The sequence below is a fragment of the Wolbachia endosymbiont (group A) of Norellia spinipes genome, from assembly GCF_964273535.1.
Genome location: NZ_OZ187006.1, coordinates 1,578,217 through 1,600,652, shown reverse-complemented (window position 1 = coordinate 1,600,652; position 22,436 = coordinate 1,578,217). Strand labels below are relative to the sequence as shown.

General features: G+C 33.5%; 11 protein-coding genes and 1 pseudogene. 3 read left to right on the top strand and 9 right to left on the bottom strand.

All coding sequences use genetic code 11. The annotated features are described in order from the left end of the window. Window positions 1-62 precede the first annotated feature (62 nt). Window positions 63-281, top strand: coding sequence for a hypothetical protein (locus ACFZP3_RS07705; RefSeq protein ID WP_386086898.1), 219 nt, complete (start codon window positions 63-65; stop codon window positions 279-281). On the opposite strand, the pseudogene ACFZP3_RS07700 reads toward ACFZP3_RS07705, so the two are convergent. Next, window positions 272-778: pseudogene (locus ACFZP3_RS07700) on the bottom strand (phospholipase D family protein); the annotation flags it as partial. The gene ACFZP3_RS07705 and the pseudogene ACFZP3_RS07700 sit on opposite strands and share 10 nt — an antisense overlap. Here ACFZP3_RS07700 and ACFZP3_RS07695 point away from each other — a divergent pair. Further along, complete coding sequence (locus ACFZP3_RS07695) at window positions 777-1,694, top strand: patatin-like phospholipase family protein (RefSeq protein WP_386086925.1); 918 nt, start codon at window positions 777-779, stop codon at window positions 1,692-1,694. The pseudogene ACFZP3_RS07700 and the gene ACFZP3_RS07695 sit on opposite strands and share 2 nt — an antisense overlap. Window positions 1,695-1,808: 114 nt before the next feature. Here the strand turns inward: ACFZP3_RS07695 and ACFZP3_RS07690 are convergent, their stop codons facing one another. The 4 genes from ACFZP3_RS07690 to ACFZP3_RS07675 all read right to left on the bottom strand — a co-directional run bounded on the left by ACFZP3_RS07690 (window position 1,809) and on the right by ACFZP3_RS07675 (window position 6,145). Continuing rightward, a complete protein-coding gene (locus tag ACFZP3_RS07690) occupies window positions 1,809-2,738 on the bottom strand; it encodes a helix-turn-helix domain-containing protein (protein WP_386086926.1) in 930 nt (309 codons plus the stop codon). Between the two features lie 117 nt (window positions 2,739-2,855). After that, window positions 2,856-4,106, bottom strand: coding sequence for a hypothetical protein (locus tag ACFZP3_RS07685; RefSeq protein WP_386086927.1), 1,251 nt, complete (start codon window positions 4,104-4,106; stop codon window positions 2,856-2,858). Between the two features lie 273 nt (window positions 4,107-4,379). Further along, window positions 4,380-5,048 (bottom strand): RadC family protein, encoded by a 669-nt coding sequence (locus ACFZP3_RS07680; RefSeq protein WP_386086928.1) that lies wholly within the window; start codon window positions 5,046-5,048, stop codon window positions 4,380-4,382. 185 nt (window positions 5,049-5,233) lie between these two features. Further along, window positions 5,234-6,145 (bottom strand): helix-turn-helix domain-containing protein, encoded by a 912-nt coding sequence (locus ACFZP3_RS07675; protein ID WP_386086929.1) that lies wholly within the window; start codon window positions 6,143-6,145, stop codon window positions 5,234-5,236. A gap of 113 nt (window positions 6,146-6,258) precedes the next feature. Between ACFZP3_RS07675 and ACFZP3_RS07670 the strand changes: the two genes are divergently transcribed. Then, window positions 6,259-7,143 carry an Rpn family recombination-promoting nuclease/putative transposase gene (locus ACFZP3_RS07670; protein ID WP_250120258.1) on the top strand — a complete coding sequence of 295 codons (885 nt, stop codon included), beginning with the start codon at window positions 6,259-6,261 and terminating at the stop codon, window positions 7,141-7,143. Window positions 7,144-7,147: 4 nt separating this feature from the next. Here the strand turns inward: ACFZP3_RS07670 and ACFZP3_RS07665 are convergent, their stop codons facing one another. From ACFZP3_RS07665 to ACFZP3_RS07650, 4 genes are all read right to left on the bottom strand, one after another. Next, window positions 7,148-18,544 (bottom strand): ankyrin repeat domain-containing protein, encoded by an 11,397-nt coding sequence (locus tag ACFZP3_RS07665; protein ID WP_386086930.1) that lies wholly within the window; start codon window positions 18,542-18,544, stop codon window positions 7,148-7,150. Window positions 18,545-18,607: 63 nt separating this feature from the next. Further along, window positions 18,608-18,871: a hypothetical protein gene (locus tag ACFZP3_RS07660; protein WP_386086931.1), complete on the bottom strand. Its 264-nt coding sequence runs from the start codon at window positions 18,869-18,871 to the stop codon at window positions 18,608-18,610. A 202-nt stretch (window positions 18,872-19,073) separates the two neighbouring features. Next, on the bottom strand, window positions 19,074-20,321 hold the full coding sequence (locus ACFZP3_RS07655) for a hypothetical protein (RefSeq protein ID WP_386086932.1): 1,248 nt from the start codon (window positions 20,319-20,321) through the stop codon (window positions 19,074-19,076). Between the two features lie 703 nt (window positions 20,322-21,024). Next, window positions 21,025-22,254 (bottom strand): hypothetical protein, encoded by a 1,230-nt coding sequence (locus tag ACFZP3_RS07650; RefSeq protein WP_386086933.1) that lies wholly within the window; start codon window positions 22,252-22,254, stop codon window positions 21,025-21,027. Window positions 22,255-22,436: the final 182 nt, after the last annotated feature.

The following is a 22,436-nucleotide window of genomic DNA, read 5'->3' as shown; positions in this document are numbered from 1 at the left end:
TAAGTTTTCTATGATCTGTATATAAACTTCCAAAACTATTCATAATAGATTAATACTTTCACATGAAAAAGCAAAAAGTTCCAATTACAGTAATTATCACGTTATTAATCCAAACCGTAGCAATCATATGGTGGTTATCCAAGTTAGACTCAAGGGTACAATTTCACGATAAACTTATTGAATATGGTTTAATGGAAAAAGTGTTAGTACTTGAGGAAAGGGTGAAAAATCTTTCTGAGGAATTAGATGAATTCAAAGATAACTTAAAGTCTGGTGTATAATGCTTAGACTGCGATTGGCGATTTTTCCAATTTTTGACGTATTGTTCAACTAGTGGAGAATCTCCTGTTATGATCAGTAGGTTTTCAGCATTTCTTTGCTGAGCTGCATCTGAAAAGTTAAATGATCCAGTTATGACTTTTTGATTATCAATAATAATTACCTTGCTATGAGCAATAGCAGGTTTAAAGTCAATCCATATCGGGATTTTGTGCTCAAATAATTCGTTAATTACACTATGTTTTGAACTAGTTTGTGATTCATCTAGAATAACCTTAATATCAACACCACGTTCCTTAGCTTCGATTAGCGACTTTGCAATAGATTTAGAAGTAAATGAATATGCTTGAACCAATACAGACCCTTTAGCATGCTCTACGGAATCAATTATTAGATTGGTGCAATTTTCTCTAGGAGTGAAACAGACAGTGATTCTTGGACAGGAAACGCAACCTGATAAAAGCGAGCAAGTTAATAAAATCAATAAATATCTAAACATGGCAAAATACATTCTTTCAGTGGACGGCGGAGGCATAAGAGGAATAATACCAGCCATAATATTAGCAGAAATAGAAAAAAGAACAAGAAAACCGATAGCTGAAATCTTTGATCTAATGGCTGGTACTTCAACTGGTGGGATTGTTGTAGCAGGGTTATGCAGGAAAGATGAACAAGGAAATCCCCAATACTCAGCCAATGATTTAGTTGAATTTTACCAAGAATACGGGTCATATATTTTTAAATCTTCATTCTTCAGGCGATCAATATTATCTTGGTTTAACTGTGCACAATACCCACATAAAAATATTGAATTTGTACTGGATAAATATTTTGGTGATGATACTTTACAAAGCACCTTAAATAATGTACTGATTGCAAGTTACGATATTCACAATAATTGCCCATTTTTCTTCAAAAGCTGGAAAGAAGGTAATATTAAGCTGAAAGATGCACTCAGAGCTGCAACGGCTGCACCTACTTATTTCATACCAAAACATCTCAAAATTAACCAGATAAACAGAGTATTAGTGGATGGAGGGGTTTTTGCCAATAATCCAGCGGCTTGTGCATATGCAAGTGGTAAAAAATTGTTTCCAAATGATGAGATTATACTGTTATCACTAGGTACTGGTAGAACAGATAGAAGCATAGCTAATTCAAGGAGATTTGGAAAAATAAGCTGGATAAAACCACTACTACATGTGATGTTTGCCTCAAGTTTAGATGCAGTAAATTATCAGTTGGATCAAGTTATAGGTGATAAATATATACGTATACAATCGCAATTAAAAATAGCATCACCTGATATGGATAATATTACATCAAAAAATATCAAATCTCTTCAGGAGGAGGCAAATGCAATGATAGAGGACAATCATAAAGTGATAGAAAAATTCTGTTATGTTTTATCTTGATACGTCAAATTCTGCAGAGCTAAACAAGAGTTTATAATAGATATATTAACTACTTTTATTTATATCTTAATATATTATTTCTGAGTCAGTAAACTACTGAAGTTTTTAACCCAGTTAAGTTTTAAAAGCACAATTTTCAAGCTCCTCAATAGATAAATCTGTTATTTTAGAAATAGCATCAATAGAAACGTCCAACATACGTAAATTATTTGCAACTTTTATTGCCTCTGCTTTGTAAATCTTTTCTTTGTAAACTTGCTTTCTTTGCGATAAAAATTCTACCCATATGTCCAGTTCATCTCGTGATTCTTGATTGTCAATCTTTTTAGACTCTCTCACCCAACTCAATAGCTCGTTTTCTGCTTTGCAATTATCTTCTTCATATTTCTTCATCAGATCTTCAGCATTCACTGATAACTTTTCCGCTATTTCCCATAATCTTTCACTTAAAATGGTAACACTCCCTTGTTCATAGTGATATATCTGTGAAGGTCCTATATCTAGCTCTCTTGCTAAATCCTCTTGAGTATATCCTCTTATTATTCTCCATTTTTTTATCTCTTGTCCTTCGTTTGAATGCTCAGAGCCTTTTTTCTCCTTATTATCATATTCTTCAGTTGATAAGCCTGTTGCTCGATAGATAATATCATTATCAAACCCCACTTTCGCTAAGTTCTTGGCCATGCTTACCCTTGCAGCTTTTACATTATTTTCCTCTTCAGCTTGAATAAATCCAGTTAAGTCGCGAATTAACTTGCATGACTCTTGTCCCTTTATTTTTGCTATCATCCATTCTTTGTTAAAAGAACAATTTTCTCTCAGTACTTTTTGTCTAGGAAATAAGCTACCAACATGAACTGATAATGCTTCCGCTATGACTTTTAATTTTTTAGTTGGAATGCCACATGCTCCTTGCTCATATCTTAGTAATGTATGATATTTTATGCCTGTTTTCTCTACTAAATCTTTTAGGGTATACTTTTGTTTTAGCCTCCAGCTTCTTACTTTTTGTGCTATTTTATATCTTATAGAGATATTTGCCATATCGTAACAATTTTACCGAAATAAACATCTGTTATTTTGCTACAACCTAAGTTTAGCTTATAAAGATTTTGTAATTTTATGATTTTGGTTAAAGAAGGGAAGAAAACCTCCCTTCGTTTAAAGTTTCCGAGAGGTCTCTTTACTACCTGCATATATCCTATTAACCCATGATAATGTTTCATTATTACTAATCGCCTTTATTTCTTCTTTTGCCTTTTCTTTATTCCACTTGCCATCCCTAGGAAAACTTCCCTTTTCTACCGCTTCTTCGACTGACATTCCTCCAAAAAAACATCCTTTTCCTATAGTTTCCCCTCTTTTTTGTAGCTCAGACCATATTTCTTTATCTGCTACTCTGACCTCTACTTGACTGTCATTTTCCGCATTATGATATACTACAATTTTCAGGCTACCAATACTTGTGGGAAATGCTACCTCAAAAGCACTATTGTCAGACACATCAACATAATTCCTTTCACCTTCTTTTCCAATTCTAACTTCAACCTTGCTATTTCCTATTTCTATAACATCACCTCCTAATTTTACCTCTCCTGTCGTTAACCCTAAATTTTTTGTACCTTCCAATACTCTTGCAATATTTACCTTACTATTTTCAGAAAATTTCATAAAAAACGTCTGATTGTCTATTTCCACATCTTCTATGATTCCTTCATTTTCAATAGCACTTTCACCGATTTCTCTCAGTTCTTTAAGCCACTCATCTATCTGTGAACGAATCTCTTGATACAGTTTGTTATGCATTTCACTTATTCCCTTATCCTGCAATAGATCGTAACTGAATATTGCTCCATTGAGCATCAATTCACATATTATGTCTTCCTTCTCATTTTCCTTGCATTTGATCGAAGGTATTTTCGATATCACCGTATCAGCAAAACTCTTCTGTCCTTCGCTATAAGCATTTATCCTGATTCCAGCACTTAGTGCTTGGTCTATAGTTTTGTTCAGTTCTTCTACGCTTTTTGCCTTTACTACTCTACTTTTAAACCATCTTAATTCTGCATTTTCACTTGCACTTGGCTCTATCTTGCTTAAGGCTGGAATAAACGGATTTTGACGATTTGAAGATTTTTTGTTATAAACCTCACGTCCTTCTCCAAGATTGATTGATTTTCCAGAAACATCGCTAGGGGAAGGCACACCTTCAGGCTTCTCAAACCTACTTTTATCATCAAATATTTTCGGATCAGTCTCGTCTACAAGTATAAGCTGCTGATTTTTTTTGCTAGTACGCCTTATACCTTCAATAGCACTATATAGTCCTTTTGGTAACTTTTTAGAATCAATGATTAACTCATAAGTATTTCCATCTGTATCATCAAATGATACTGTTTTTTTAGTAGTCATATAGCCTCCTATTAAGCATGTTATTCAAGTCTACAGAGCAATTTATTGCTTTATAATTAACTTAATACGCAAATTATAAAAAGATCTTGTATATCTTGCAACTATTTATAATAAAAGAATAGATTTTTTTGGGACTTTTATTCTTTAATCACGACTTAATATACAAGCTATACAAAGATCTTTTATATTGTGCAGTTCTTGCTCTTCAGATTCTTGACTAAGTTTTTTTGCTACTGTGTAGTAGCCAAACTTCTCAAGCAATTGAAATTTGGTTTATAACAGCTCTCTTTCCTTAAAACTGCAATATCCTTTGTCTGTCATAATAATGTGATCCTCTAGTTCAATTCCCACTCCTTGACATGCTGACACTAATTCTCTAGTCATAACCTTATCATCTTCTGACGGTTCCAAACTCCCTCCTGGATGGTTATGAGCTAATATTATTGACGCTGCTTCCATTGATAACGCCTTTTTTACCACTTTCCTTTCAGATAGGTGTACTTCATCTATTGTACCAAAATACACTTCATCTCTTATCAGACGGTTCTGTTTATCCAAGTATATTACCAGGACAGCTTCTTTTGCTGAAAAGCCTATGTTTACCCTTACATACTCTATCAGCTTTTCTTGGCTATCCATTACAGGTCCTCTCTTTAACCCTTCTCTGAGTGCTCTTTTATAAGCTTCTTTTACACATTCAATTGCTGCGGCTGCATGTTCGGTCATTCCTTCTATCATTTTCAGATCATCGATTTCTCGCCCTAAAATTTCTCCTATTCCTGGGCAATTATCCATTAGAGTTTTAGTAACATCTTGTGCTTGCTTTCTGTCATGAACTGCTCCTAAAAGCACTGACACTATTTCACGATCAAATAGAGCACTTCCTCCTCCGCTTTGTAGTACTCTCTCTATTTCTTCTGTAAGTTTTTCACTATTATTCATAAAATATACTCCTCGTTAATAACAAATTGTTTTTAATTATTTACTGCTGTTTTTTATCAGCATTGGCATAGAGCCATAGCTTTCGAGTGAAGTCAAATCAATTTCTCAATCTTTTTTACTTATTTTTTTATGAATAATTTAAGATATTAACGTATGCTTATTTTATCTAATTGAAAATTAATTCTTTATGTAAAAGAAGTTGTTACTATTTGAGAAATAACATCAGTAGAAAAACCTAACTGAAGTAAATTATTTGCAACTTTCATTCTCTCTACTTTATCAATCTTCTCTTTGTAAATTTGCTTTCTTTGCAAGAAAAATTCTACCCATATATTTAGCTCATCTCGTGATTCTTGATTGTCAATTTTTCTATATTCTCTTGCCAAACTTAATAATTCATTTTCTCCTTCACCATCTTTGCAATCATTTTCTTTATATTCCTTTATCAAATCTTCAACATCCACTGATAATTCTCTTGCTATTTCCCATAATCTTTCACTTAAAATGGTAACACTACCTTGTTCATAGTGATGTATCTGTGAGGGCCCTATATTAAGCTTTTTCGCTAATTCTTCTTGTGTATATCCTTTTATTATTCTCCACTTTTTTATCTCTTGTCCTCCGTTTGGCTCGTATCTCTCTTTATCAGCATATTCTTCAGTTGATAAGCCTGTTGCTCGATAGATAATCTCAGTATCAAACCCTGCCTTAACTAGATTCTTTGCAATTCTTATTCTTGCTGCTTTTATGTTACTTTCTTCTTCAGCTCGGACAGATTTGGTTAATGCATAAATTGCTTTGTGTCCTCCTGTTTTTTCTATGAAATTATACATTTCCTGGGTCTTGGCTTTGTCGAAACAACTATCTTCTTTTAGCACTTTTCGTCCTGGAAAGAGATTTCTAATAGGAATTGATAACGCCTCTGCTAATATTTTTAACTTTTCAGTTGGAATGCCACATGTTCCTTGCTCGTATCTTATCAGTGTATGATAGTTTATGCCTGCCTTGTCTGCTAAGTTTTTCAGGGTATATTTTCTTTTTAACCTCCAGCTCCTTACTTTTTGTGCTATTTGGTACCTTATTGAGATATTTGCCATAAATATTATACAGGTTAATACTACCAAATAAAGATATACAAAATGTTTGCATTTTAGTTGAATATTTCTTCACAATTGTGTATAATTATTAATGCTTTTTATCTTACTTTCTTATGGCTCTTTCGAAGTTTCTTGATGCACGCAATGATTATGCCTTTAAAAGAATATTTGGCACTGAAAAGAATAAAGATATCCTTATTCATTTCTTGAACGATATTTTAGGCTTCACTGGCTTAGCTGCTATTCACGATGTTGAATTCTTGGCTACCATTTTGGACCCTGAAATTGCCGCTAAAAAGCAGAGTATTGTCGATGTTCTTTGTAAAGACTCTCAAGGTTCCAGATATATTATAGAAATGCAGTTCACTAAGACCAAAGGCTTCGAAAAGCGTGCTCAATATTATGCTGCTAAAGCCTACTCAAGTCAAGCTGATCAAGGTGATAATTATCATAATCTCAAGGAAATTATCTTCATAGCTGTTGCTGATTGTATTATTTTTCCAGATAAGGCTGAGTACAAATCTAATCATGTCATTTTAGATCAAAATAGCTTTGAACATGACTTAAAGGATTTTTACTTCGTATTCATAGAACTACCAAAATTTACAAAGACAAAAGAAGACCAACTAGAAAATATAGTAGAAAAATGGTGTTACTTTTTTCGATATGCAGCAGAAACAAACGAAGAGGACCTAGATAAAATAGTTGGTAGTGACGTAATAATAAAACGAGCTTATGAAGAGATGAATAAGTTTAATTGGTCAGAAGAAGAGTTACTAGCATATGAACAAATGAAAAAACGCATAATGGATGAGGTAGCTGCTTTAGCTCAAAAATTTGATGAGGGTCTTAAAGTAGGTCACGAAAAAGGTAGACAAGAAGAAAAAATCGAAGTTGCAAAAAACCTACTTAATGCTGGCATTTCTATTGATGTTATTTCCCAGACAACTGGCCTTCCTCAGGCTGACATTACACAACTTAAGGAAGAAACTTTTTAGTCTACTACCTTCTTCCAGCGACTAATTCTCTGGCATTGCCCGCAATTAATACATCATCTAACCTAGTTCTAGGTCCAGATAAACCTAAGCTTTGCGGTTCTTTTATATTATCCATTTTTAGTACGTTATTTTCATTATGTAGCATTTGGTGTATTGATTGATTTAGTGATACATCTAGCTTGTTATTAAATGTAGCCATAAACTTTTCAAATTTCTTCGGACTTAATTTACCAGCTTCTTCATCAGGACATGCTTTCTCTACATACGATTTTAAAATCCCTGAAATTTCATTGAATTTACCACTCATGACTTTTCTAGTAATTTCTTTCTGCATTTCCATATAATCAATATTTAATCGATGCATTGATACACCACTTTTTAATCCAGCTTGCTCTACTACTTTCTCAAATTCCTTTGTAATATTGAGTGCATAGCCCTGTGCTTCTAGTGGGGATATAGACTGATCTACTGTAGAAATATACTTCTGACCTGTAACTTTTCTAATTAATAAATCAAGTAACATTATTGTACCATTAAAATCAACATGTGATAGATAGTGATCTCCCATTTCTAGTATTATATTTCCGCCACTAGGTTTAAATTTAACAGGTGTTTGCCTTTCACGCATTTGTTTTATATTTGCATTTACATAATCAATATTATCTCGGGAAAAACCCCCACTTGTAAAATAATTACTTTCTTGTTTTTTATCTGTACCATCAGATGATAGTGTGGTACTTGTTGGACTACTATTACTTACCGAAGCTTTGGCAAATTGCCCATCAACTTGTGAGATTGAATCCTTAGTGCTTGATATTCCCACAGGTTTAGAACTTAACAATCCACCTATAGAGCTCTTTACCCAACCAAATAAATCATTTATCCATGAAGATGGTCTTGTACTACCACTTGCTGCTATCTCAGGTTGATTACTTGAATCTATAGCAAGAGGTTTTCTTGACATATGATGACGAGCATGATCTCCATGGTGATGACGGCGTTTGCGTTGAACAGTTTTGTCTCTTTCTTCTTTGATTTTCTCTAAATATTTTACAACATCATTATGTTTTTTCCAAGAAGCAAGATCCAACGGTGTTTTATCATCCTTGTCTTTAACTTCAAAATCAGCACCTTCTTCTATAAGGTATTTTACTACATCTAAATGACCATTTCTAGCAGCATAGTGTAGAGGAGTCCTACTAGTGTTATCCTTAGCATTAATGTCAGCAACTTCCTTTATAAGATACTCTACTCCGGGTAAGCAACCTTCAAATGCAGCCCAGTGTAAAGAAGTCCTTCCATTACTACTCTTAGTATTAATATAAGCACCCCGTTTGATACATTCTTTAACTTTATCAAGGTCTCCGCTTTTTGCAGCATTCAATAATTCTTTATCTAGATCTAATTGTGCTTGCCTTAAGACTTCCTCTATATCTTTGTAACCACTTTGAATAGCCAATTCTAAAGGTACATCACCATCCATGTCTCTAGCCTCAATGTTAGCGTGCTTATCAAGAAGAAATTTTACTATATCCAATCTGTTCACCCTAACAGCAAGATGCAAAGGTTTTTTATTATAGTCGTCTTGAGACTCAATATTAGCACCTTTATCAATAAGAAATTTTACCGTATCCAAATTACCCTCTCGAACAGCAAAATGTAAAGGTGTTCCCTGATACGTTATTTCATTATTAAATTTAGCACCCTTACTAACGAGAAGTTCTACTGCATTCCATTTACTTTCTCGAGCAGCAAAAAGTATAGGTGTCCAACCATTCCTATCTAGAAGCTCAATCCTAGCACATCTACTAAGAAGAAGCTGAATCATACCTAAGTTACCTTCTTGAGCAGCATAGTGTAAAGGCGTAGAACCATACATATCTTGAGCATTAATATTAGCACCATAATAAAGAACAAGACTCACTACATTCAATTTTCCTGATTGAGTAGCGAAAAAAATTGGTGTATAACCAAAATTGTCTTGAGCTTCAATATTAGCATTATAATCATCACAAAGAAGTTTTATTTTGCTCAGATCACCTGCTTTGGCAGCAAGATGTAAGGGTGTTCTACCAAGTTTGTCTTGAACCTCAATGTTATTACTATTTGGGATTTCTAAAGACGTAGAATTTTCTTGTAAGTTACTTATCAAATCTGAATTATGTATTTTACCAAGGTAGTTTATTACATTAGAATAACCACCACAAGAAGCATAATATAGGGGCTTCCAGCCACCATTATCTTTAATATTAACATCGACTTTTTCTTCCTCTATAAAATATTTTACTATATCTAGTTTACCACTGTAAGCAGCATAGTGAAGGGGAATTCTACCACTATTATCTTTAATTTTTAAACTACTTTTTTCACCTACCACAAGATATTTTACTACATTTAGCTCGCCCCCATAAGCAGCACAATGCATAAGAGTTCGGCCATCGCTATACTTAGCACTTAAGCTAGCTCCTTGACTTACAAGATCTTCAACTTTGCTAAGATTTCCATATTGTGCTGCAATCAATAATTCTTTATCTAATTGCACTTGTTTTAAATACTCTACAATATTATTGTGTTTTTGATCAGTAGCAATATCCAGCAATGTTTTACCGCCTTTGTCTTGAGTGTAAACGTCAGCCCCCTTATCTACGAGGTACCTTACTAAATCCAAGTGACCATTCCGAGAGGCACAGTACAGGGGCGTCCGACCATACCTATCAGCATTATCAATGTCTACTCCCTTGCTGAGAAAAAATTCTATGATGTTCTTGTTATTGTTTTCAGCGGCAATGTGTATAGGTTTTCTGCCAAAAATGTTCTCAGCGTTAATATCAGCACCCTTTTCTATTAAAAAGTTAGCAACTTCTAAGTAGCCTCTCCATGCAGCAAAATGTAGCGGTGTCCAACCATTTTTATCAGTATCATTAATATCAACACATTTGCTAATAAGGTACTTTAGTATATTTAAATGACCACTATAAGCGGCATTACATGTAGGGGGACCACAATAATGATCTTCAGCCTTTAAACTAACACCCTTTTCAACAAGGTACTTAATTATGCCAAAGTGACCTTTTAATACAGCATTGCGTGCAGGAGTATTACCATCTCTGTCTTTGGTATTAACATTAGCTCCTTGATTAACAAGGCCTGTTACTTCACTAATATTGCCAATTTTTGTGGCATTCAACAATGCGTAATCCAATTGTACTTGCCTTGAAACTATTAAATTAGAACTAGCATCTGCATTTCTCACTTTTCTTAAAGTAGATCCACAATCTTCTATCTTCCATACACCTTGTGTAACCTTGCCCCCTGGAATCCAAGTAAATACTCTCCTTCTATCTTTGTCATATTTACCATAATCAGCAGCATATGAATATTCTTTAAGCTCAACATTTCTTATAGAACAGTTATCACCATCAGGTTCAATCTTCCACACATCTCGTGCAACTCCTCCACCTGGAACCCAAGTAAATACCATTCTCCTGTCGTTGTCATAATTGAAATAATTACTAGAAGGATACAAATTTTCATTAAATTCAGCATTCACTATATTAAAATTGTCACCATAAGGTCTAATCTTCCACCTAAACTTATCATTTTTTTCATTCTTTTGAATCCAAGTAAATACCATTCGTCTATCGTTGTCATAATTAAAACAACTATTAGCAGCATATAAATATTCATTTTGATAAATATTTTTAATACATACTTTTGATGAAAATACCACATTCTTCACTGATTCCGGTAATCCACTTTTTAGCTTTTCAAGGCTAGATCTTTTTTCTGAATGGACCTTAGGATAGTTCTCCATCTCCATTGTTTCTTTGATATAGTAAGCTAACTTAAATACTGCACCATTGTTTAAATCATTATTCCTTTGCATTGCATCAAACGCAGCTACATAACCTGAAATAAGCTGAGCAATATAACCATGACTGCGTGCACAACTTAATATTTTTTTTGTATCTACTTTTCCATACACGTCATTTATAACTCCCCTAATTATATCATCAAACAGCTTTCCATCTGATTTATAAATTTCATTAGCAAGTTCATTAACTGAACTATACCTATTACGCAACATGCCATCCTTTAGCTTCTCTTTTGCTACACTTTTTATTGAATATCTTAACTCTTCTATAAAAGACTTTGCCCACTTTTTTACATTAGATGAAGCACCTACTTGATTTATAATTTCCTTCCTTACACTCTCAATCTTTCCCATCATCTTATCTGGATCATTACTTTCAGACTCGATATCAACACTCTTATTAAGGAAGAATTTGACCACATCTAGATTACCATTGCAAGCAGCTATACGAAGAGATGTTCTACCATTTTTATCTTTAGCTCCAATGTCAGCACCTTTATCCACAAGAAACTTAGCTATATTCAAATTGCCTTGCTGAGCAGCCCAGTGCAGAGGGTTACAACCATGGATGTCTTTATCTTTAACACTAAAATGCTTCCTATCAAAAAGAATTTCTACTATGTCCAACCTACCTGCTTGAATAGCAACATACAAAGGTGTTAATTCATGCCTACTTTCAGTATTAATACTTTCAATTTTTCCAATTAAATCTTTAGCCTCATTAATATTATCTCGCATTATAGCATCAAACATGTGCTCCTTTAATAAAGTTACTTTCTCCTTATTAAAGTCCTCTATAATATCTTTCGAATTACAAGCAGAGACTATGCATTTCAGATTAGAGATCATCGTATCATTAAAAGCAAACATCATTTCCCTTGCTGGTTGATAGGTATTCCAATTTTCTACTTTCGCTAAGGTATGATTCTTATGTGATAACACTAAACTACCATCAGTAATCTCGGTATCAAAATCCAATATAGACTTATCTCTAAAATTAACTAACCCAACACTATTATCGTCAATAGGTTGATTATGATAAATCTGTAACCCTTGTTCTTCTGGTTGATAATATCTGAAAGAGTTAGGGTTCATTTCTACATGCTCAAGCCTTAAGTTTGTACTATCAATCTTATAAAGCTCATTATTCATTCGTAATACAATTTGTTGATGTTCTGGGCTTTGAAAATAATCAACTAAACCAATGGATAAAGACCATTTAGTACCTTCACTACCAAGTGTAATATCTTTTATCTCTAAGCTATCCTCTGTAAGGTCGGAAATTGATTGGTTATAATATTCATTTATATAACTCCTTTTACCCTCTTGTATGCTTATACTATCAACATCTGTTACATTCAATTCAGCAAAATCAATAATATTGTAAGGTATGTTCTGATAAGGCACTGCTTTGCTTTTTATTTTTAAATTAAGTCTTATGGGGAATGACGAGATTTCGTGGTTTAATGTATCTGGTAGTTTGATAATATACTGATGTTGTCCTTCTCCCCCTTCTACTGTGGCGTCTTGATAGTAATTACATAGTGTCATATAGTTATCATAATCATAGCTCCTTCCATTATTACGGTATTTCTGAGTAACGTCAGAATTATTATAGCTAAAATCAACAATTACCTGATCTGAGTATATGCCAGCAATTATCACCTTTTCAGCAGGTATTCCCATATGATTTTTAGTGACTTCTATTTGAGATATTGGTATGTCAAAATTATTGTCATCAGCAATACCTTTTGCAATTTGATAAGTATCAAGTAACTCTTGATCTAGAATACTTGCTTGTATAAATGCTTTTAACTTTTTTTCACTATTTTGTATGATTTCTCTGTCAGTATCACTTCCTGAATTTCTCAACTTTTGATACCTAATATCTTCTATTGTATCAGACAAAGACTTATCTTGTATTGTAACAGACTCTGTTATTCCCTGGCAATTTACTTGAATTACTATATTTTTAAAATCATCGATTGTAGTACTTGAAGCAATACTTTGTGTATCATTAGCTAAAAGATCTAAGCTATAGCTGTCTTTTTCTGTATCTTTACTTACTCCCCACTGTGTAATATTAGCAACTTGAACCCTTATTACGTCAATATTTCCTTTCATTTTTCCTGTACTGCCTGAATCACTTATTATCCTAGCATTATCACTGTCTTCATTAACGATAAATATTGTTTGCTTTAATCCCCTGTGATGCACGTTTTCTTTGTTGACTACTCTAACTTCATAATCTTTATCTGTGCAGTTAGATGAATTCTGCCAGACTTCTGCATTTTTTACATTAATCAATCTTGTTTTACAGTGAGTAGTAATATTTTGCTTGCTGTCAGAATTAGACACATAGTTATATGTGTTAACCAATCTTATGTTATTACTATTACCATAACGTATAGTTCTACCATGCAAATTTGCAACGACATTATTAGCCTTAACATTCATTACTAGAGTATTTTCTTTTCCTGGTCCACCTTCAAGAGTACCAGACGTATAGTCATTAATAATAAAAATAGTTTCATTATTTTTTGAGCCAACATAACGTATATTACTACCCTCTGGAATATGCATTACTGCTGGATAATTTGCTGCTGCTGTTAATGTTTTAGGTCCTGAAATATATAATACTGATCCTCTAGGAAATGTTTGCTTTTTTGTATTACTATGCTCTTTTCTTGTTGGATTAGTAAAGATAAAAGGTCCGCCTGAGAGAGTAAAGCTCTCTTGACAATTTCTATAAATTTTGCCACTGTTACATGGAGCGAACGCATCGTCACCTGTGTGCTTTGTATTGATTGTTTTGCTGCATTGAGATTTTTGTATCGGATTTGTTAATGGTGCATCTACAATTCTTAAGCCAAGATTTTCATACTCGTATTTTGTTAGATGAGGGATATGTTTTGCATCCGTATTAACAACATAAACTTTCTTTTCTTCAATCTCTTGATAGCATTGAGGACTATTCTTTATACCACAGATAAACCTTTCCCAACCTTCACTCATAACCAAAGTATAAGGTGTCATAGTCAATATCTTAGAGATATCAATAGAAGACAAATCTCTTTTTACACTAGAGGCTATATTGATCTTGTCAAAAGAGATATCTTTATATTTTTTTTCTAAATCACATGTCCACTTCATCTGCGTCGCACACTCAGGACCATACGGTGATGGCATAATACATATAGCCTGTGCACCCATATTTTTAATCACCTCACTATATTTCTCTTCAATGGAGATTACGTATTGTACAACCGCATCTATGTCATAATTGTCATTTAACAGTTTAATAGCTGCTTCTTTTACGTAAGTTAAATAACCTTTTATTCTAATTGTGTCTTCATATTCTTTTTCTACATCTCTTCCTGTAAAAAACTTGATTACCCCTGCAAAAAATACTTCCGCTTGTTCACCACCAGGTAATAGAGGTACTTGTTCTGCTATTGCTTTTGTATACTCTATTCTCTCATGAATTTCTACACCAATTGTTATTAATACATCAGCAACCATAGTAACTACTGCTGCCCTACCCAAGACTTTGCCTGCAGCAGATAATCCTCTTAAAATCTTAGTAGTTGTACTTACACTTTTCACTGTAAAGCTAACTCCTGCACTTACAGGCCTTATGCTCATGCTTGCTAGTTTTACACCACTACTAGCTGTCCAATAATAATTTAGTGGATGATGATTACCTTGAGCTATTTCGTTTATACTATATCCAAATTGATAAGCAATAGTTGCAAATGTAATACTTTGAACTATAGGATTACTGATAATCTTAACAAACGTTTGACGTACAGGCTGTGGTACCTTACTAATCAATTTTCCCACTTTACTATTAGGAGAAATACTTACGCTTGTCCTAACATCATCCATAGCATCTAGTATACCATTGATACCAAATACTTGCTTTAAAGCATTATTATCATGTCGTCCAAGTGTTGCTGTATCACTTATACTATCAAGCAAGTCATATATAGCCATCATGGAAAAAAACTTTCCACCTTTTGCTCCTTTTATTTTCGCTGAATCAAATTTATCACGATCAAATGCAATTCCTTTTTCTTGAAGGCTGCTTTCTACATTACTAATATAATCTGCAAAAACTTTTTCACCAAGATCATCAAAATGATTTTTAAACGTATCAAAAGTATCTTCCCTAACACCTTTTGCTAGCAAGTTCTGTTTAATTTCCTCTACAATATTAGAGTAATCTTGATTAGTTTGAACATCACCTATATCTTCAATGTATTTTTTATTCTCTAACAACTGCTTATCATTTGATAGTTGATGTAATTTATTATGAATTTTCTCTCTTTCTGCATCTGTAGTAAAATTTTTAATTATATCATCGAATTTTACTTCATAGCCATCGATGCTTAAATAATACTCAATATTTTGTCCTTTTATTTTTTCTTTTATAACGCGATCCTTATCTCTGCCTACTTTTACTAAGATCTCAATACCATCACTATAATCATCTACAAAATATCTTTCTGCATTCTTCATTTCTATAATATCACCTATTATCAATTTTTTATCATTACCATTGTTATCTTTTACTTTTACATATACATCAGTCCTATCAGCATTGCCTATCATATCAAACACTTGCTCACGACCTATATCTACAATTTCATTAGTTAAATCCTTAGCATTATCAATATCAAATAGCTCTTTAACACGTTGCTTTTTTTCTTCCTTTGTAATCTTTTCTTCATCAAACGAATCTATGCAGGCCATACTTACACTTCTTTCTCTTCTTGGCTTTTTACTTGGTGGATACTCCGGCGATGAAGATTTTCTTTTAGAACACTGCCCTACAGTAGGCAACATATGATGTGAACTATGAACTACTCCAACAGGAATAAATCCTTCCTCGGCTGTCCTACTTGTTAAAATAAGTTTATTCGGATTATTAGATCCTTTATCGAAAACAACACCGATAAATTTTACCTCACCACCATCTGTAAGTGTTTTATAGGTAACACCTTCTTTGTACTCTTCATTTATTTGATCATTTGCTTCCCTCAATAAAGCTTGAGCCCCTTTACCCTGCCTTGATGCCTTAAGTTCTAACCCTATTGGAGTGTACTCCTCAGCATTTCCACCTTGAGCCACAAACTTAATACCATGAACTAGCATGTCAATACGTTCCCCTCTACCAGTTTGAAACTCAGTTAAAACTAATGCTCTAGTTTCTGGTGATTCCTGTAATTTTAAGTCACTATAATAACTAAACACTCCATTCAATATTCCCTGGAAATGAGCTTCTTTATTAACGAGACTCTTAAAAGGAAAGATTCCTTCTCCAATTTTTTCTAATAATCTACTATATCCTCTTATTGATAAGGATTGGATATCTAGTGCTTTATCAAATGTTTCTTTTAACTCATTAGGATAAGTAACTTCTTTAAAAGTACCTTGAAATCTATTATCTCCGTTGTTGTACTCTTGTAAAGAATTGTATTTTTCAGTCCAAATAGTAAGATATCTTTTAAAATCTGACTTGTACCTAGTATCAAAATTAAGATTTAATTCGATTATTTCCCTATTCCCTATTTCTCTATTTAATCTATCAAGAGGGAGCACTTCATCCAGCCCGTTCAGAACATCCTTTCTGTTAGCTTCAACAATATTTATTACACAAACCAACTTCTCTGTATTTTCTGGAATGAGCACCATTGTCACAACTGCATGACTCGCATCAAGATTAGCTGACAATCTCTCCCTGGCTCTTTCAGCTGCTAAACGTCCAGACCCACGAAGATTAGGACGTACCTCGGTAGGTATATTGTCTCCATAGATAAAAATGTATTTTTTAAAACCAGTTTTTAAATCTTCAACTCTATTTAGCAATAGTGATTGCCCTAGTAAAAATCTACTAAAATAATGTTTATCTCCCTTCTCAGGTGTACCAGGAAACGTATGATAAATACGTTCTAGATTATCTTTCACCTGTCCCTTTAATTCTATTGTTCCAATCCTTTGCGTATCCCAGTCATCAGCAGATTTTAGCATATCTTGAAAAAGAGGAATTATTTCTTCCCCACGATTTGATACTTTAATATCAGAGATAGGAGATGGATTATCAAGATTGACACCAACACATAAAATGTCATCTGCAGTGGTTAGAACTCGCTGAATATTTGGTTGAAAGCCTTGTGCATACTTTTCTGCTTGCTGCAAAGCCTTATCTGGAGTAGCATTAGAACCTGCTCCCGCTTTTAATTCAATAATAATGGGAATAGAATCCAATGCACGATCAGGACCACGAGCCAGCAAGATAATATCTGCATAACCCCTTCCTGCAAATTGCTCTGGGTAGACTCTAAAATTATACCTGTAGTGGAAATTCATGAAAACGCCTACCGCAAACCCATGATGTGCTGCTTCACGTGCTCTGCTAGCATAGATTAGTGAGTCTGCATATTCGGAGTGAATTGTGTAAATCTTATCAAGAATTCTCCTTAAAGATGCTTTAACTGTTCGCTGATTGGAAATAGCTAGCTTCGCTATATCGACTTCGGGATCCCTCCATAACCCTTTTCTCACTTTTTTAAATTGAACTTCAGAATTATGTTCTATGTCTACTCCTTTATCTTTCACATCAACAACTATTTCTCCCTGATGACCGGCATCTTTAATGATTTTTATTGATTTAACTTTAATTTTATCTAGGTTATTTTCAATAAGAGAGTAAAGCTTGCCTAATACCTCCTTCAATTCACCTTGATCAAACTCTTGAGTGTAAGAATGAGAACCACTTTCTGATATAACAAATAATTTTACTTTATCGATCACATCTTTTTGACTCTTCATTTCACCATTTTTTATAATAGCTACCTTCAAAGTCTTTGCACCGTCAAAGCTAAAATAAATCTCCTTGATGTCTAGCTTTTTTGCCATCTCTGTATCCAACAAAGTAGAAAAACTACCTAGGAAGAAGTGTGTAAAAAACCCTGCTTTTTCTATAGAGTGTAAATAAGATGGAATCTGATCCACAAATGACTGAAATCTCGGTTCAAAAGATTTAAAATCCTCATCTTGCCGGCTTATACCAACTTCTTTATCTGCTTCCTCTATCAATAACTGTATTAACTCAAAGTCTTGTGGTCTTACTTTACCCATGACTCTTTTTAAGCCTTTTGCAAGCTCTTTATCATTATCAATAATATTCCTTTCAAGACCAAAATTATAATGGTTTCGTTTACCTGGTGCACCAACATGAAATAATTGTATTTGAATATCCCCATTACCATATTGAGTCTCAACTTCACCAGAAACACTAATCGTTGCGCTAAGCATTCCACTCATTGCTCTTATTTCAGGTTCACCTCCCCAAGTATCAGGGTTCCTCATGTTTTCCAAGTAACGCTCAAAATCACCTTCAACAAAATCTCTGAACTCATTTCTATAAGAACTTATGTGATCAACTACTCGATTACGAAATAAGTTTCTTACTAAATTTGCAAATGTATCATCATAATTCGCAGCACCTAAATTCCGAACCAAACCTCTAATATGATCTAAATTTTGGGTTACAGTTCCATCATTTCCAAATAGTACTTCATACCTTTATCGAAATAAAGCATCGTCGTTTCTGACGGGTATTAAGTAAGCCATAGTAACAGACCAAAACAAGCAACTACCTTCTCCTGGAACATCGATTCTCTTAATCTGACTTCCACTTTCGGAATCAACATCAGATCTCCGATAACGCTTAAGTTGAGAAAATTCTCTAGCTTGCTCTATATATTGCACTTCATCCGATAATTCAGTAATCTTTGAATTAACATCTTCTTTTTTTAGATGATCTGTTGGATATTGTATCTTGAACATAAACCCCCTTCATTATATTATACTAAACCCACTATACCAAGCTTATTGTATAACCATCAGAGATATCAATAATAAAAGCTATTTTTGCCTACATGCTGACTTGTGTATATAACATTTGTATTACAATGCAACATCTTTTTGACAGAAGCTAAAGTAGTAACAAGAAACCACCACCTACTTTATAGAATTGCCTTATAATACCTTAATTGCCTAACCCTAATTGCTCACATGCTTTGCTTAATTCAACTTCAGTTAAGCTAGTGAACTCTTCATCTGTAGACTTTCTATATGCTAGAAACTTATTCAATGAATCAGCATCTCTTTTTTCCAATATAGATCGTATGTAGCCTGCCTGTTTAGAACACATAAACTCTTTAACCTGATCAGAATTAGCTTTATTTAATAACGCCCATACTGGTTCCATACAGCCCTTTTCTACTAAAGGTGTTAATAAAACTGTACAGAAAAGAGGTGATTTATCCTCTAGTTCCTCTCTTATCACTAAAGCACGATGGCTATCAAATCCTTCCTTCATCCACATATGCATAAAAAGCTTTACACTTTCACTTACATAAGGCTCTGAATGTTTTTTGATTTCCATGTCTAACCAGATATTATAATCATCTTCTGGAACATCATTTGGCTTTAAACAATCAAATAATTCCTGAAATTTATCAAAGCGAAGTGCACCCTGTAGTGTATTCAAACTACCATAATAACCATTTTCAGCTAAGTCTCTTTTTAGAAGTTCTGGATATTTATCAGGACTTATTTGACTAAAACAAAACTCGAATATTTCAGGATAACTATTACAACGGTTCCCTGCTACATATACTGCTGTCTTCATCAAGATTTCATCCTTTTTCTGTTCACTCATCTCACTTTCAGGTAATGATTTTATTTTATTCCAAAAGAATTCCACTGCCTGCTCCTGCTTAAGGCTCATAGCACACTTAAGTCCATATTCATATGGATGACAGCCATCTAAATTTAATTTAGAGATATAACCGCTAATAAAATGTGACCAAAACTGCGCTAAAAGACCCGACCCGCAACACCTAACTAAGTGCTCATACTCCAATAGACTACTCTTACCTTGAGCTGATAATTCCTCTTTTCTTTCCTCAAACAAAGCAATAATATCTTCTTCTAGACAGCAACTACAGGCAATGGCATACTTATCAAAGAGATTACCTGAATCTGGCGCAATTAACTTTTTGCCTACGACTTGCCTATCAAGCTTAACTCCATGTAAATTGTCTACTTTTTTCCAACAATCCTCACTAGACAATACCTGTGCAAGAAAATTACGTCCTTTTTTGCCACTTTTTTGGTGCAGACGCCAATTTGCATAGCACCAGCGTTCAATTTGAAAAAGCTTAGATGCTCTATAAGGATCATCCTCTTTAATAGACGAAAATAAAACTTTTGGAATATCTGAACGTAGCATGATCACCTCTTTATGAATGGAAAAAAATGGAAACTGTTACGTCTAACATACACTATAGTAACTTGATTCCATTTCAAGTAAGATATCCCGTTTTTAGGTTTTGTCAATCCTCAATTTGAAAATTTTTTTTAGACTTGAATAACTCTCAACAAAAGCCTCTTAATATGAGAGATACATGACGTTTTGTTTATTTTAAATTCTGTTTTTTATAAGTCTACCTTAGTGATTATTCTAAAATAAACTAGTATTAATTTAGCAAAATATATTATTAAGATCTCAAGTAAAATAACCACTTCCAGCGTTCAAAATCAAAGTCGGTGAGAAGTGTTTTTCTTGGGATGGCATGGTCTACTGCTTGTTCTGTGCGAACTTTTCTATATAATAATTCTACTATATCGTAAAACCAGCTATATTAGCCTACTTTAGCCACATTTATATACGAATTAATTTGCCTAGCTTTGTTGCAATAATTTTACGTTTTTATTTTCACAACGCCGCTTTTGTTTAAATTGTTCTCACAAATATACGTACTTTTTTCGTGTTTTTGAAGAAAGTAAATAATGAAATTTTTTGTGACGCTAAAGTTAGGTGTTTCTTTCAAAGGTATTCTATCCACAAGAAGATATTGCCTTGTTGTGTTTTCCATCTGACAGTTTCACCCTCACACGTTTAAAAGACCATTATAAATAAGCCATAAACTGTATTAGTTGATTGGAGTTTGAGTGATATCTTTATAATTAAAGGCATTACACCCAATAGGATCATTTTCTTTTTTAGCACTATAGTAGTTTCTAATGCCATGGCTTAACTGCTTGGAATAATCAAAATTAAATGCTCCATCATCAAATGATTCTTCCTTTAGATTCCTAAACCAATGTTTTATTTCTTGTTCCTTTGCATGCTCTGGTGGTACTGATGAAGATTTCTCAGGATGTTGTGCTGTACTATGGCATGACAAACATGAAGATTTTTTATTATCTATTGGACCATTAAGTCTACCTAAATATCCTAAAGAACTTTTCATCACATCGGGATTTATCCAACATTCTAATAACCTTTTTCCGATTATATAATCTGCCGTAAAATAATTAGTGTCGTTACCCCAAGCAATACCCATTAACTTCATATTCAACCATGGATTTTTATTATTTATGGTACAATCATAAATAAACGTACCTGCAACCCATCCTGTTTCTTCTGATCTCTTATCTTTGACTAAAAAGTCAATTTGAAATAATCTCAGTTGCTTAAATACCTTTGGAGTTCCTTTTTCAGATTGATTAATATAGCTAGTCCAAGAGATACTGTTTTTAAGAGTTGGAATATCGTTCTGTTTTGCTTCTGTAAATACTAATTTTGCACTTACTGTACCATCTAAGAATTTACCTTTAGTAATATCAGGATTGTTTATATCTTGCCATACCCGTCCATATGTATAAGCTCCTCGCTCATTAACAATAGAAATTGCCCAATTCTGTAGCATAGATTTTTGATTGCTGTGTAATTCACCAGACTTAAAGGATCTTTCTCTTGTTAAACCATTAACAAATTCTCTACCAGTTATCCCATAATGCATCCATGGTGCATGATACCAATTAGCGACCTTATTACAATGTAAATCAAAATCACAGTTAATATTTCCGTCATATATGTATTTTAAAATTGTGTAAGCGTATTTTTGTGGTTCCTCTTTAAATGATATATATTCCCACGGGTTTTTTGCATTACTAATTTCAGTTGGGTAATCAGTCTTAATCCTAAAAACCTTACCATTATAACCTGAAGGTACTTTATCACATGAAGATATAACTGTTCTGTCAGCATATGTGAAACTACTATTTAGTATCAAAAGTGATAAGATTAATAAACTTCTAGTTTGTACTTTAAACCCTATATAATGTCTCTGATTTTTGCTGAGATTAAATTTTTTCATAGATATTGCCCTTCCACAAATTTCTTACGAACCGTCCTTTAAATTAACTATTCCTATAATAAAAGTAAACCAAAGATTTTGTTTATGTAAATTCAGCTTTGTTGCACAACCATTTATAGAGTAGATAGGTAAAAGAAATCCATGTAGCAAATTCAAAAGAAAGCGTACCAATGCCAGTGAAG